The following is a 13,960-nucleotide window of genomic DNA, read 5'->3' on the forward strand; positions in this document are numbered from 1 at the left end:
ACTCCTAGTCCTGGGTCGCGTCGTGGCCGGAGTCGGAGTCCTGCTTCCCGTCCTTGCTGACCTGGGTGGGCGGGTAGGTGTTGACGGACGTGCCGTGCTTGCCCAGCTCCGCCGGCGTCATCTGCCCGTCCCCGTCGGTCCAGCGGCCCGTCTGGGTCTCCGGGTCGATGCCCGCGTACCGCCACGGGGAAGGGGTGCCGTTGTTGAGCGGAGCCATGCGACGCATACCCCACGGCGCCGGGGCCGGCTGAGTGAAGGTGCTCTGCAAGGTGTGTCTCCTTGGTCGTGGTGAACACTGCACTTACGACCCGCCCCGGTAGGCACTCGACCTGTCCAGGGTTTGAAGTGGATTCTTCCACCGGGGCGGGAGCTGTGGGCCCCCTGCCGAGGGCTCTGACCGAAACTGGGAAAGCCTCGATTCGGCTACGTCCGGCAGGGGCTGAACCATGGGCTCGCCTGTTGGACGTGCTCCGGCCTCAGCCACGCCATCGCCCCGCACAGCCGTCCCGGCGCCTTCATCGCTGCATCACCGCCGTGGCAGTGGAGAAGCCCACGGACGCGGCGGTCATGAACACCATGAGCGGGCCCGTGAACCGCGCCACGAGGTCGTACGTGCGCCCGGAAGCCTCGGGTCCGTCGATGCTGACGCCCACGTGGACCTGACGCTTCAGCAGCAACTCGCACCATGTGACATCGACCAGCGCGTCGTTGGTCTGCACAGAGTGCTTCACGTCCTTGAACCGGACCATGAGCGCGGCCAGGTGCTCGCGCCCCGCCGCGAGCGGCCCCCGCCGTGCCACACGACCTCGAACTCCGGTTTTCTCGTGGCCCACTCGTTGACGGGGCAGGCAACTAGCTTGGGCACCTCCACCGGCGTGAGGTGCTCTGTCTTGCGTAACAGCAGGTAGCAGTAGGTGCAGTCCATAAGCAGGCACTGTGTCGTCGGCTGCATGATCACCGAACCGGGTATGCGGGCGAGCCGGATATGCATCGTGCTCCTTCGGTGCTGGGCGTCAGGCGGGGGCGATGTTGTCGGCTGCCGTGGTCCGGGTGCAGCAAGGGGTGCTGCTCATAGCCGGCGTGATCGACGGGGTTCACGTCTCCTCCGGCTCGGGAAGGTCGGCACGACGCATGAACTTCTCCCAACCGCCCGCGGCGCGTATCCGCAGGGCCCGGCTAGGGGCACCGGGCAGCGGCTCCGGGACGGTGTACTTGCGTCGGCCGGCACCAGGGGTTCGGCGAGGAAGGGAGGGGGTGATCATGGCTGTTCTCCGCTCCGGCTCGGGACGCAGCGGGCCGCAGGCACGCCGGAGAAAAGCCCTGCGGACCGCTGCGAGGGGGAGACACTGTCCGAAGCCGTCCTGCTCCGGGGTGCGTTGACCACCCTGGCGGCCCGGGAATCCTGAGGCCACTGCGGGGTCCTATAGGGCCGTCCTATATTTCGGGGATGGAGCCGGAGCCGAACGTGTGGGCACACCCTCAACTGCGGGCCGCCGTGGCGGCGGAGGACTGGCCGGCGCTGTTGAAGACGTGGCGAAGGCTGACGCGCAGCAGCCAGAGCAAGCTCGGCGCCCTCGTGGGCCTGGCGCAGCCGGACGTCTCCGCGATCGAGAACCGGCGGCGCGAGGTGACGTCCGTCGAGGTACGACAGCGGATCATTCTCGGCCTTGGTGTCCCTCTTGAACTGCTGGGCGTCCGGCACGAGGAGCTTCCCCTCCCCTCGCTCGTACTGCCCGGTGTGGTGTCGGGGACGGACGCGGAGAGGCTGATCGCCGTGAAGAAGGGCGGCCTGCGCTTGGATGCCGCCTCTTTGGACGCGATGGACGCCTTACTGGCCGTGCATCGCCGGGCGGAGGACACCGTGGGCTCACGCACGATCGCTCCCCTCGTGACTGCACAGTTCGAGGAGGTGGCCTCCCTCTACGACCAGGCCCGGGGACCCCTGGCAGACCGCGTGGTCAAGCTGCTGGCCGAGTACGCGCAGTTTCTCGCCTGGATGGCACGGGATCAGGACAACGCCCCGGTGGCGCTGGGATGGTTCGACCGGTCCTATGACTGGGCGCTGGAATCCGGGTACGGCGACATGGCAGCCACCACCATGAGCATGAAGGCGCACCTGGCCTGGTCTCAGGGCAAGGGGCGGCGCTGCGTCCGGCTGGGTGAGGCGGCGGCGTCAACTGCGGGAGCGAGCGAGGCAACGAGGGCCATGGCAGTCCAGATGGCGGGGCGCGGGCACGCGCTCGAAGGCGATGCCGATGACGCGTACCGCAGGCTGGACGAGGCACAGCAAATCATCGCGGCCACCTCGGACGCCCCACCCTGGCTGTACTTCTACGGCGAGTCGTGGTTCGCCGCGCAGCGCGGTATGGCCGACCTGCATCTCAAGGAATGGTCGAGCGCGGCCGAGAAGCTGGTGACAGGACTGGCCGGCTTCGCTCCGACTTTCCGCAGGGACCGGGCCTGGTACGGGTCCTGCCTGGCCCACGCATACGCAGGCGCCGGGGAGACGGAGGCCGCGCTGGCTACCTCTCTGAGCGTGATCACCGACGCCTCCGAGATCGGCCGCCCTCACGCTTGGGAGGAGCTGCACAGAGTGGCGGGGATGCTGATGCGTCGCAGGGCCGCGGAAGGCCGGGCCCTGTTCGACGCTCTGGCAGCGCTTGACTGATCCCAGAAGTGCGTTCTCCTCGCACCTCTGCAAGCAGAACGCCGTGGTGGAAGAAGCGACCAGCCGACTGTCCAAGCTCCGGAAGATCTGAATCCGGCAGGGCCCCGGCCCGGTAGCGTGCCCGGTGATTTCGTATGCCGTTCCGTCATAGGAGTGTGAGTGACCCACCCTTCCGACTCCGAGGCGACCGAGGTCATCGCGCGCGTCCCGGGCCCGGTGGAGACCACCAGGCCCCTGCCTCGCGTCGAGGAGCCCACAGGGCCCGCGCCGTACGGGCCGGAGGACCACGCCGCCGCTCCCGCCCGGCGCGGCCTCCTGTCCAAGGTGCTCATCGGCGTCGCCATCCTCACCTGCGCCGGAGCCGGGCTCGGGATCGGGGCCGTACGCAGCGGCGACCCCGGCCGGCACGGGACGGTGGGCAACGGCGCGCCCGCCGAGGCCCCGGCCGACGAGGCGCCCGCGCCCTCTGCCTCCCCCAGCGCGGAGAAGCCCCCTGTCGCCGGCGACAAGCCGTACGTGATGGTCAACGAGCTCACCGGCAAGGCCGCCGACATCCAGGGCGGCAGCTCCGAGGACGGCACCCTGCTGATCGCGTACGAGCGCCACGGTGGAGAAAACCAGCAGTGGCTGTTCAGCGACATGGGCGATGGGTACGTGAACATCGCGTCCGTGGGCTCGGGCAAGTGCCTGCAGGTCGACGGGCAGCCCGCTCCGGGCCGGAACGTGACACAACAGCCGTGTGCCGATACGGACAGCCAGTTGTGGAACGTCGCGGCCGACGGCAGCAGCTACACCGTCACCGCCAAGGGCTCGCAGCTCCTCCTGGTCAACAGCTCCGACGCGTACGAGGGCAACGAGCTGCTGCAGTTGGGCCTGCCGGACCCGGGCGGTCCCCAGACATGGACGCTGCAGCCGGTCGAGTGACGAGGCAGACGAGATAGTTGCCCGTGCCGACCAAAAGCCCGGCCAGGGTCCGCGATCATGATCATCGCCGCCCCTGGCCGGGCCGTGGTCGGGCGGATACGCCTCAGGCGTCGTCGGCGGGCTTCTCGTCCTCACCGGCGGCGGGCTCGAGACCGAACTGCTCGACCAGCCACTTGTCGAACTCGATCGACGCGCGCACCCAGCTGACGGTCGACGACACGAAGTGCTCCAGGCTGACGCCGGTGCCGATGAGCATCTGCGCCTCACCGATCAGGCGGAGGCTGGCGGAGCCGTCCTCGTCCTCGTGCAGGTGGGTGTAGACCTTGGGCCACAGCGTGCGACGGTTCCAGTCGTCGATGGTGTCCAGGATCTTCGCCCGGTCGTCGGCCGGGTGGGGGCGGTCGTAGAACGTCCGCACCGAGAAGACCTGCTGGTCGTCCTCGCCGCGGAACATGAAGTACGTACGGAACTCCTCCCACGGCGCCGCGAGGTCACCCTCGTCGTCGACGACGTACTTCAGTTCCATCTGGTCGAGAAGCTGCTTGACCAGGTCCTGGTCAGGGACGACGGGGCCCGCGGGTCCCGTCGCCTGCGGCTGGGGCTGGCCCCCGAAATTCGGAATCGAGGACGGGTCGATGCTCACGGGGTGATTCCCTTCGTACGGATACGGCCATCCTCCCCCATCCCGGGCGGGGGCTGGCAACCCCCACCGGGCGGAAGATCACGTCGTGTCTGCGCACGGGCGCGATACGGCTCCGGTTCTACCGAACCGGACCCACGATCAGGCCCTCCCCGGCACGGTCGACGCGGACCGTGTCGCCGTCCTTGATCTCTCCGGAGAGGATCTCCTTGGCGAGCCGGTCGCCGATCGCGGTCTGGACGAGGCGGCGCAGCGGGCGGGCACCGTAGGCGGGGTCGTTGCCCTCCTCGGCGAGCCACTCCAGCGCGGCCGGGGTGACGTCCAGGGTGAGGCGCCGCTCGGCGAGCCGCTTGGCGAGGCGGTCGATCTGGAGCTCGGCGATGCGCGCCAGCTCGTCCTTCGACAGGGCCGAGAAGACGACCAGGTCGTCGAGCCGGTTGAGGAACTCCGGCTTGAAGGAGGCCCGGACGACCTCCAGCACCTGCTGCTTCTTCTCCTCCTCGCTGGTCAGCGGCTCGACGAGGTACTGACTGCCGAGGTTGGAGGTCAGGATCAGGATGGTGTTGCGCAAGTCCACCGTCCGGCCCTGGCCGTCGGTGAGCCGTCCGTCATCGAGGACCTGCAGCAGGATGTCGAAGACCTCGGGGTGGGCCTTCTCCACCTCGTCGAGCAGGACGACGCTGTACGGGCGGCGGCGGACGGCCTCGGTGAGCTGGCCGCCCTCCTCGTAGCCCACGTACCCGGGCGGCGCGCCGACCAGCCGGGCCACGCTGTGCTTCTCGCCGTACTCCGACATGTCGATGCGGACCATCGCCCGCTCGTCGTCGAAGAGGAAGTCGGCCAGTGCCTTCGCCAGCTCGGTCTTGCCGACACCCGTCGGGCCCAGGAAGAGGAAGGAGCCCGTGGGGCGGTCGGGGTCCGCGATCCCGGCCCGCGAGCGGCGTACCGCGTCCGACACGGCCCGTACGGCCTCGCCCTGGCCGATCAGCCGCCGGCCCAGCTCCTCCTCCATGCGCAGCAGCTTCTGGGTCTCGCCCTCCAGCAGACGGCCCGCCGGGATCCCGGTCCAGGAAGCGACCACGTCCGCGATGTCGTCGGGGCCGACCTCCTCCTTGACCATGGTGTCCTTCGCGGCCTCCTGCTCGGCCTCCGACGCGGCCTCCAGCTCCCGCTCCAGCGCGGGGATCTCCCCGTACAGCAGCTTGGAGGCGGTGTCGAAGTCGCCGTCGCGCTGGGCGCGCTCGGCCTGGCCGCGCAGGTCGTCGAGTTTCTCCTTCAGCTCACCGACCCGGTTGAGGCCCTGCTTCTCCTTCTCCCAGCGGGCGGTGAGGCCGCGCAGCTCCTCCTCCTTGTCGGCGAGGTCGCGGCGCAGCTTCTCCAGGCGCTGCTTGCTGGCCTCGTCGGTCTCCTTGGAGAGCGCGAGCTCCTCCATCTTCAGCCGGTCGACGGCACGCTGGAGCTCGTCGATCTCGACGGGTGAGGAGTCGATCTCCATCCGCAGCCGGGAGGCCGACTCGTCGACGAGGTCGATGGCCTTGTCGGGCAGGAACCGGGAGGTGATGTACCGGTCGGACAGCGTCGCGGCCGCGACCAGCGCGCTGTCGGCGATCTGCACCTTGTGGTGGGCCTCGTAGCGGCCCTTGAGGCCGCGCAGGATCGCGATCGTGTCCTCGACCGTCGGCTCGGCCACCAGCACCTGCTGGAAGCGCCGCTCCAGAGCGGGGTCCTTCTCGATCCGCTCGCGGTACTCGTCGAGGGTCGTCGCGCCGACCATGCGCAGCTCGCCGCGCGCGAGCATCGGCTTGAGCATGTTGCCCGCGTCCATCGCGGAGTCACCGCCGGCGCCCGCGCCGACGACCGTGTGCAGCTCGTCGATGAACGTGATGATCTGCCCCTCGCTCTCCTTGATCTCGGAGAGGACGGTCTTCAGCCGCTCCTCGAACTCGCCCCGGTACTTCGCACCGGCAACCATCGCGCCCAGGTCGAGTGCCACCAGCCGCTTGTTGCGCAGCGACTCGGGCACGTCGCCCTTGACGATCCGCTGCGCGAGGCCCTCGACGACGGCGGTCTTGCCGACGCCGGGCTCACCGATCAGCACGGGGTTGTTCTTGGTACGGCGCGAAAGCACCTGCACGACGCGGCGGATCTCATGGTCGCGCCCGATGACGGGGTCGAGCTTCCCGTCCCTGGCCGCGGCCGTGAGATCCGTACCGAACTTCTCCAGGGCCTTGTACTGGCCCTCGGGGTCGGGTGTGGTCACCCGGCGCCCTCCTCTTGCCTTCTCGAACGCGGCCACCAGCTTCTTGTCCGTGGCCCCCTGCGCCGCCAGCGCCTCGCCGGCCCGGCCGCCCTTGGCGGCGATGCCGATCAGCAGGTGCTCGGTGGAGAGGTAGTCGTCGCCGAGCTCCTTCGCGCGCCGCGAGGCGTCCGCGATGACGGCGAGCAGGTCCCGGTCGGCCTGCGGCGGCGCCACGGTGGACCCGGTCACGCTGGGCAGGGCGGCGAGCAGCCGCTCGGCGGCCGACCGCACGGCGGCCTGGTCCGCGTCGACGGCGGCCAGCAGGTCGATGATGTTCTCGTTGTCCCGCCCCTCGAGCAGCGCCAGCAGCAGGTGCGCGGGGGTCAGGTCGGCGTGCCCTTCGGACACGGCCCGGGTGGTGGCGGCGTTGAGCGCGTCCCGGCTCCTGTTGGTCAGCTCGGCGTCCACGTGCGGTTCCTCCTCCTCCGATCGGTGTCGACTCGATGTGACTCATACAACGTACACAAAGTTGAGTCTATTTCGCTCAAGGTGGTCGAAGGTGGCCACCGCCGGTAGGTTCGCGCCCATGGCCATCGACCCTCGCAATCCCGACGCCTCGTACCTCGCCTTCTGGCGCGAGTACCACATGTGCACCCTGACCACCCCGCGCCCGGACGGCAGTCCGCACGTCGTCGCGGTGGGTGTCACGTACGACCCGGAGGGCGGCGAGCGGGGCATCGCCCGCGTCATCACGAACAAGCACAGCCACAAGGTCGCCAACGTCCTGGCCGCCGGCCCGGAGGGGGCACGGGTCGCGGTCTGCCAGGTGGACAAGGGCCGCTGGGCGACCCTGGAGGGCCGCGCCACGGTCCGCACCGAGCCGGACGTGGTCGCGGACGCGGTCTCCCGCTACGCCGCCCGCTACGGCCGCACCCCGACCCCGAACCCGGACCGCGTGGTCATCGAAATCACCCTGACCCGCGCGATGGGCCGAGCGTAGCCCGGACGTCGGCGGGGGGCCGGGACGCCGGCCCCGAAACGGGACGCCGGGCCCCCGGGGCCGGGCAGTGGTGGGGGTCCGGGGGCGTCAGCCCCCGGAAACAAAACGTGGCACAGCGGCGCCATCGTGGTTCAGGTCCACGATGGCGCCGCTGTGTGGGGGAAGCGCCTGAGCGATCTTGAACGACGGGGGAACCGCTCAGGCACTGCGGGGGGTGGCGGAGGTGGCTTGCGGCTCGACCAACTGGTGGTCGCGCTGGTCGAGATTGACGAAGATCATGCCGTACCTGATGGCACAGCGAACGGGCTGTGGCGCTCCGCGGGGTCGCCGGAGGCAACGGTAGGCGCGGATCTCCTCGTCCTCGCCACGGTTGATGACCACCGGTTCGCCGAAGAGGGTGACCATCAACGAATCGCCACGATGCGGCACCGCCGTGACGAGGTCGATGAAGTGCCACCCGGAGCGGTACGCGGTCGCCATCTCGCGGCGGAAGCGGGGATCCTCGGGAACCGTCATGCCTCCGCGGACCCCCAACCCGGGTCGGCGACCTCGGCGGGCGCGACGCCCCAGCCCGGGTCGGCCGCCTTGGCCCGTACGACACCCCAGCCGGGGTCCTGGACGCCCCAGCCCGGGTCGGCCGCCGCGGCAACCTGCCGGGCAGTGCTCAGACCCCACCCGGGATCCTCGGCCGATGCCGCCACTCCCACCGCGGCAGCAGCGATGAGCGCGGCACCAACAACGGTGCTTATGAGCTTCTTGGCCATGACCGAGCAACCTCACTTGAAAGTGATTCCTACGGCTCCCCCGCAGCCACGACGATGGCTCACTCTCCACGTTTCCACCACTGACCCAATGCATCATGTTCCTGTATTGCAAAAGCCTGGGGGTGTATAGATGCGGTCAGAACAGGACAACAAGGGGCACCCTCATACACATGCTGACCTGTGCGAGGCAGGTTCTCGGTTGTACTCGAGCGCCCTGCGCACCGGCCGAATAGCCCGCGGAGAGGTGGTCGGCGCACCCTGCCTGATCGACCTGGACCTGCTGCGTCCCGATCCCGACGACATCCAGTGGCTCCGTCCGGTCCCGCCTTCCGCCGCGCTGGCCCAGCTGCTGCTGCCGATCGAGAACGAAATCCAGGAGCGTAGACGCCTCACCGTCGAACTTGCGGACGCATTCGAGCCATTCATGACCATCAGCGCCCAGGACCCCTCGACGACCCACGCGATCACCGTCCTCGAGGGGCTCGCCCGCATCAACGCGAGCCTCGACCGCGTCGTCGCCGAGTGCACGTCGGAGCTGCTGACCGTCCAGCCCGGCAGCGGCCGCAGCGCGACCACCTTCGGCGAGGCGCTCCGCCGGGTCAGACCGCTCCTCGGCCGGGGCATCCGGATGCGCACCCTCTACCAGCACACCGCCCGCCATCAGCCGATCACCCTGGCGTATCTGGAGCGCATAGGGCCCGAGGTCGAGGTGCGCACGCTGGAGGAGATCATCGACCGGCTGATCATCGTGGACCGCAAGGTCGCCTTCGTGCCGGCCAGCCGGGACCGCCAGGTCGCGCTGGAGCTGCACCACCCGGGCCTGGTGGAGTATCTCGTCGGCGTCTTCGACCAGTTCTGGATGCAGGCCATCCCGCTCGACGACCCGGTGACGTACGAGCCCACGGTGACCGGCGTCAGCGGAGTCCAGCGCTCCATCGCCAAGCTGCTCGTCGAGGGCCACGTCGACGAGGCGATCGCCCGCCGGCTCGGCATGAACGTCCGCACCTGCCGGGCGCACATCGCCAAGCTCGCCTCCGCGCTCGGCAGCGGTTCGCGGGCGCAACTGGGTTATCTCATCGCCCAGTCCGGGATCCTGGAGCAGGACGGCTGAGGCCCGCCCCCGCCCGTACGCACGCACGCACGGACGCACGGACGCCCGCGAGCCTCTCCGTGCGCACGCAGGCCCCTCCGCCGAAGCGAAGGGGCCTGCGAGGCCTTGCGGGGCCTTACGGATCCTTACGGGGCCTGCTGCGGGCCTCAGGAGGCGCCGTGAGCGCCTCTGAGGGCGCCGTGAGCCTCCGGGGGACCGGGTGGGGACCGATGGAGCTACTCGGGACGCTTGGGCCGCCACACGACCAGCGCGCTCGCCTGCTGCACGTCCTGATACGGCACCAGATCGCGCCGGTACGACGCGTGCACCTGCGCCTCGCGCTGCTGCATCGCCGCCGCAGCGCCCTCGACGGCCTGCGACAGCTCGGCGACCCGCTGCTGGAGCGCCGCGACCTGGTTCTCCAGCTCGATGATGCGCTTGATGCCGGCCAGGTTGATGCCCTCGTCCTGCGACAACGCCTGCACCTGGCGGAGCAGTTCGATGTCGCGGGCCGAATAGCGCCTGCCCCGCCCGGCCGTACGGTCGGGAGAGACGAGGCCGAGGCGGTCGTACTGCCGCAGCGTCTGCGGGTGCAGTCCGGACAGCTGCGCCGCCACCGAGATGACGTACACAGGAGTCTCGTCGGTCAGCTGATACGGATTACGGCGCCGGCCGTCCATCGCGTCACGCTCCCTTCGCAGCCTGGAACAGTTCTGCCCGCGGATCCTCGTCGGCAGTCGCCTCGCGGTACGCCTCCAGGGCCTCCCGCGCCTCGGCTCCCAGGTCCTTGGGCACCGCGACCTCCACGGTGACCAGCAGATCGCCGCGGGTGCCGTCCTTGCGGACCGCGCCCTTGCCCCGGGCGCGCATCGTACGGCCGTTGGGAGTGCCGGCCGGCAGCTTCAGCGTGACCGGGGGCCCGCCGAGCGTCGGCACCTTCACCTCGCCGCCGAGCGCCGCCTCCGCGAAGGAGACCGGCACGGTGACGGTGAGGTTGTCGCCCTTGCGGCCGAAGACCGGGTGGGCGTCGACGTGGACGACGACGTACAGATCGCCGGCCGGGCCGCCGCGCTCGCCCGGAGCACCCTTGCCGCGCAGCCGGATCCGCTGGCTGTCGCTCACTCCCGCGGGGATGCGGACCTGCATGGTCCGCGACGACTTGGCACGACCGCTGCCGTGGCAGACCTCGCAGGGGTCCTGGGCGATGAGCCCGCGGCCCTTGCAGTCCACGCAGGGGTCGGTCAGCGAGAACGATCCGCTGCCGCCGCGCGAGACCTGGCCGGTGCCGACGCAGGTCGGGCACACGCGCGGTGTGCCGTTCTTGTCGCCGGTGCCCGAACAGGCCTTGCAGGGCTGCTGGCTGGACATCCGCAGGGGCACGGTCGCCCCGTCGACGGCCTCGGTGAAGCTGAGCGTCACCTCGGACTCGATGTCCTGGCCGCGGCGCGGCTGCGTCCGCGCACCCGGCCCGGCGCCCCGGTTGAACAGTCCGCCGAAGACATCGCCGAGACCGCCGCCGAAGCCGCCGGCGCCGCCGCCTCCGGCCTGGGTGCCGCCGAAGAGGTCACCCAGGTCGAAGTTGAACGAGCCGCCGGCGCCGGGACCACCGGCCCGGAAGCCGCCGTTGCCGAAGAGGGCGCGCGCCTCGTCGTACTCCTTGCGCCGCTTCGCGTCGCCGAGCACGTCGTTGGCCTCGGAGATCTCCTTGAAGCGCTCCTCGGCGTTGGCGTCGCCCTTGTTGGCGTCCGGGTGGAACTCGCGGGCGAGCTTCCGGTACGCCTTCTTGATCTCGGCCTCGGTGGCGTCCTTGGGGACGCCGAGAACCTTGTAGTAGTCCTTCTCCACGAAGTCCTTCGTGCTCATCGACGTCCCTCCTCCCAGGTACTGCCGGCCCTGCCGCTGTTACTGCTCACTGTCCTTCTTGTCGGCGGACTCCTCGGAGTCCTCCGACTTGGGCGTCGCACCCGGCTGGGGCTCGGCCACCGCGACCCGCGCGGGACGGATGGTCCGCTCACCGATCCGGTAGCCCGGCTGCAGGATCGCGACGCAGGTCGTCTCCGTGACGTCCGGCGCGTACGAGTGCATCAGGGCCTCGTGGATCGTCGGGTCGAAGGGCTCGCCCTCCTTGCCGAACTGCTGGAGGCCCATCTTCGCCGCCGTGGTCTCCAGCGACTCGGCCACCGACTTGAAGCCGCCCACCAGCTCGCCGTGCTCGCGGGCACGGCCGATGTCGTCGAGGACGGGCAGGAGCTCGGTCAGGAGCTGCGCGACAGCGATCTCCTTGACCGTGACCCGGTCCCGCTCGACCCGCCGGCGGTAGTTCTGGTACTCGGCCTGGAGCCGCTGGAGGTCCGTCGTGCGCTCGTTGAGCGCGGTACGGAGCTGGTCCAGCTGCGCCGTCAGACCCGCGGTCGGGTCTTCCGTCTTCGCTGCGTCCCCGGCGGGGGCCGCCCCCTCCTCCGTGGAGGGGGAGGCGGCCTGCGCCGCGTCTTCGGGAGTGGCGCCGGAGGGGACGTCAGACTTCTCCTCGAAGCCCGGGGTCTCCTCCGTCATCAGGCAGCGCCGCCCTTCGGCTTCTCGTCGTCGACGATCTCGGCGTCGACGACGTCGTCGTCGGCCTTGGCCTCGCCCTGCGGGGCGTCGGCGCCGCCCGCGGCCTGGCCGGCCTGCGCGTCGGCGTACATGGCCTGGCCGAGCTTCTGAGAGACGGCCGCGAGCTTCTCGGTGGCCGTGCGGATCTCCGCGGTGCTGTCGGCGTCGCCGGCCTCGCCGGCCTTGAGCTTCTCCTTCAGCTCGGTGACAGCGGTCTCGACCTCGGTCTTGACGTCACCGGGGACCTTGTCCTCGTTGTCCTTGAGGAACTTCTCGGTCTGGTAGACGAGCTGCTCGGCCTGGTTGCGGGTCTCGGCGGCCTCGCGGCGGCGGTGGTCCTCCTCCGCGTACTGCTCGGCCTCCTGGCGCATCCGGTCGACCTCGTCCTTGCCGAGCGAGGAGCCGCCGGTGACGGTCATCTTCTGCTCCTTGCCCGTGCCCAGGTCCTTCGCGGTCACGTGCATGATGCCGTTGGCGTCGATGTCGAAGGAGACCTCGATCTGCGGGACGCCGCGCGGGGCCGGCGGAAGGCCGGTCAGCTCGAACATGCCGAGCTTCTTGTTGTACGCCGCGATCTCGCGCTCGCCCTGGTAGACCTGGATCTGCACGGACGGCTGGTTGTCCTCGGCCGTCGTGAAGATCTCCGAGCGCTTCGTCGGGATCGTCGTGTTGCGCTCGATGAGCTTGGTCATGATGCCGCCCTTGGTCTCGATACCGAGGGACAGCGGGGTCACGTCGAGGAGCAGGACGTCCTTGACCTCACCCTTGAGGACACCGGCCTGGAGCGTGGCGCCGATGGCGACGACCTCGTCCGGGTTCACACCCTTGTTGGCCTCCTTGCCGCCGGTCAGCTCCTTGACGAGCTCGGCGACGGCCGGCATACGGGTCGAGCCACCCACGAGAACGACGTGGTCGATCTCGGAGAGCTGGATGCCCGCGTCCTTGATGACGTTGTGGAACGGCGTCTTGCAGCGCTCCAGCAGGTCGGCGGTCAGCTGCTGGAACTGGGCGCGCGTGAGCTTCTCGTCCAGGTGCAGCGGGCCCTCGGCGGACGCCGTGATGTAGGGCAGGTTGATCGTCGTCTCGGTCGAGGACGACAGCTCGATCTTCGCCTTCTCCGCGGCCTCACGGAGACGCTGGAGAGCCATCTTGTCCTTGGACAGGTCGACGCCGTGCCCGTTCTGGAACTGCTTCACCAGGTAGTCGACGACGCGCTGGTCCCAGTCGTCACCACCGAGGTGGTTGTCACCGTTGGTGGCCTTCACCTCGACGACGCCGTCGCCGATCTCCAGCAGCGAGACGTCGAAGGTGCCGCCACCGAGGTCGAAGACGAGGATCGTCTGGTCGTCCTTGTCCAGGCCGTAGGCCAGGGCGGCCGCGGTCGGCTCGTTGACGATGCGCAGGACGTTCAGACCCGCGATCTCGCCGGCCTCCTTGGTGGCCTGCCGCTCGGAGTCGTTGAAGTACGCCGGGACGGTGATGACCGCGTCGGTGACCTTCTCGCCCAGGTAGGACTCGGCGTCCCGCTTGAGCTTCTGCAGGATGAACGCGCTCATCTGCTGCGGGTTGAAGTTCTTCCCGTCGAGCTCGATCTTCCAGTCGGTGCCCATGTGACGCTTCACGGACCGGATGGTCCGGTCGACGTTGGTGACCGCCTGACGCTTCGCGACCTCGCCGACGAGCACCTCACCGTTCTTGGCGAAGGCGACGACGGACGGCGTGGTCCTGGCGCCCTCGGCGTTGGTGATGACGGTGGGCTCGCCGCCCTCCAGAACGCTGACGACGGAGTTAGTCGTGCCCAGGTCGATGCCGACCGCACGTGCCATTTCAATTCCTCCAGAGAACTTGAGTGGAACTCGCTCAAGGATGCACCACCGGCCCCATCGAGTCAACAGACCTGAGCCCGATCGACTCAACTATGGTGCGCCCCGGCGCGGCCTCCACACTTCCGGCCCTCCACCGTGCCATGGTTCAGATAAAGCGCACGAAAAGACACAAAGCCACAGAAACACAAGGCGCACACGCGCACACAAGGCATACGCG

14 protein-coding genes are annotated in these 13,960 nt (G+C 69.5%); 4 read left to right on the forward strand and 10 right to left on the reverse strand.

What is annotated here, in order from left to right; all coding sequences use genetic code 11:
• Positions 1–4 precede the first annotated feature (4 nt).
• Together tgmA and ABT342_RS23030 are read right to left on the reverse strand one after the other, a co-directional pair.
• Positions 5–268: a putative ATP-grasp-modified RiPP gene (tgmA, locus tag ABT342_RS23025; RefSeq protein WP_351576890.1), complete on the reverse strand. Its 264-nt coding sequence runs from the start codon at positions 266–268 to the stop codon at positions 5–7.
• 247 nt (positions 269–515) lie between these two features.
• Positions 516–800 carry a hypothetical protein gene (locus tag ABT342_RS23030; RefSeq protein ID WP_351576893.1) on the reverse strand — a complete coding sequence of 95 codons (285 nt, stop codon included), beginning with the start codon at positions 798–800 and terminating at the stop codon, positions 516–518.
• A gap of 647 nt (positions 801–1,447) precedes the next feature.
• Here ABT342_RS23030 and ABT342_RS23035 point away from each other — a divergent pair.
• Positions 1,448–2,668 (forward strand): NsdA family TPR-like regulatory protein, encoded by a 1,221-nt coding sequence (locus tag ABT342_RS23035; protein WP_351576896.1) that lies wholly within the window; start codon positions 1,448–1,450, stop codon positions 2,666–2,668.
• A 159-nt stretch (positions 2,669–2,827) separates the two neighbouring features.
• On the forward strand, positions 2,828–3,592 hold the full coding sequence (locus ABT342_RS23040) for an RICIN domain-containing protein (RefSeq protein ID WP_351576899.1): 765 nt from the start codon (positions 2,828–2,830) through the stop codon (positions 3,590–3,592).
• Positions 3,593–3,695: 103 nt separating this feature from the next.
• On the opposite strand, the gene ABT342_RS23045 is transcribed toward ABT342_RS23040, so the two are convergent.
• Together ABT342_RS23045 and clpB are read right to left on the reverse strand one after the other, a co-directional pair.
• Positions 3,696–4,235, reverse strand: coding sequence for a type III secretion system chaperone family protein (locus tag ABT342_RS23045; protein WP_351576902.1), 540 nt, complete (start codon positions 4,233–4,235; stop codon positions 3,696–3,698).
• A gap of 118 nt (positions 4,236–4,353) precedes the next feature.
• Positions 4,354–6,939 (reverse strand): ATP-dependent chaperone ClpB, encoded by a 2,586-nt coding sequence (clpB, locus tag ABT342_RS23050; protein WP_351576905.1) that lies wholly within the window; start codon positions 6,937–6,939, stop codon positions 4,354–4,356.
• Between the two features lie 118 nt (positions 6,940–7,057).
• Between clpB and ABT342_RS23055 the strand changes: the two genes are divergently transcribed.
• Entirely contained in the window at positions 7,058–7,471 is a 414-nt protein-coding gene (locus tag ABT342_RS23055; protein WP_351576908.1) for a pyridoxamine 5'-phosphate oxidase family protein, read from the forward strand.
• Between the two features lie 198 nt (positions 7,472–7,669).
• On the opposite strand, the gene ABT342_RS23060 is transcribed toward ABT342_RS23055, so the two are convergent.
• Positions 7,670–7,987: a (2Fe-2S)-binding protein gene (locus tag ABT342_RS23060; protein WP_351576911.1), complete on the reverse strand. Its 318-nt coding sequence runs from the start codon at positions 7,985–7,987 to the stop codon at positions 7,670–7,672.
• Positions 7,984–8,235: a hypothetical protein gene (locus tag ABT342_RS23065; protein ID WP_351576914.1), complete on the reverse strand. Its 252-nt coding sequence runs from the start codon at positions 8,233–8,235 to the stop codon at positions 7,984–7,986. Before ABT342_RS23065 ends, ABT342_RS23060 begins: the two co-directional genes overlap by 4 nt.
• Positions 8,236–8,365: 130 nt before the next feature.
• Between ABT342_RS23065 and ABT342_RS23070 the strand changes: the two genes are divergently transcribed.
• Positions 8,366–9,346 carry a helix-turn-helix transcriptional regulator gene (locus tag ABT342_RS23070; RefSeq protein ID WP_351576917.1) on the forward strand — a complete coding sequence of 327 codons (981 nt, stop codon included), beginning with the start codon at positions 8,366–8,368 and terminating at the stop codon, positions 9,344–9,346.
• Between the two features lie 215 nt (positions 9,347–9,561).
• On the opposite strand, the gene ABT342_RS23075 is transcribed toward ABT342_RS23070, so the two are convergent.
• From ABT342_RS23075 to dnaK, 4 genes are read right to left on the reverse strand one after another with little or no spacing between them, the layout of a single operon-like run.
• Positions 9,562–10,005 carry a heat shock protein transcriptional repressor HspR gene (locus ABT342_RS23075; RefSeq protein WP_351576920.1) on the reverse strand — a complete coding sequence of 148 codons (444 nt, stop codon included), beginning with the start codon at positions 10,003–10,005 and terminating at the stop codon, positions 9,562–9,564.
• A 4-nt stretch (positions 10,006–10,009) separates the two neighbouring features.
• A complete protein-coding gene (dnaJ, locus tag ABT342_RS23080) occupies positions 10,010–11,188 on the reverse strand; it encodes a molecular chaperone DnaJ (protein WP_351576923.1) in 1,179 nt (392 codons plus the stop codon).
• A gap of 39 nt (positions 11,189–11,227) precedes the next feature.
• Entirely contained in the window at positions 11,228–11,878 is a 651-nt protein-coding gene (gene grpE / locus ABT342_RS23085) for a nucleotide exchange factor GrpE (protein ID WP_351576925.1), read from the reverse strand.
• Positions 11,878–13,743, reverse strand: coding sequence for a molecular chaperone DnaK (dnaK, locus tag ABT342_RS23090; protein WP_351576927.1), 1,866 nt, complete (start codon positions 13,741–13,743; stop codon positions 11,878–11,880). Before dnaK ends, grpE begins: the two co-directional genes overlap by 1 nt.
• Positions 13,744–13,960: the final 217 nt, after the last annotated feature.

The sequence above is a fragment of the Streptomyces sp. NPDC000410 genome, from assembly GCF_040300305.1.
In the GTDB taxonomy this organism is placed as follows: Bacteria; Actinomycetota; Actinomycetes; order Streptomycetales; family Streptomycetaceae; genus Streptomyces.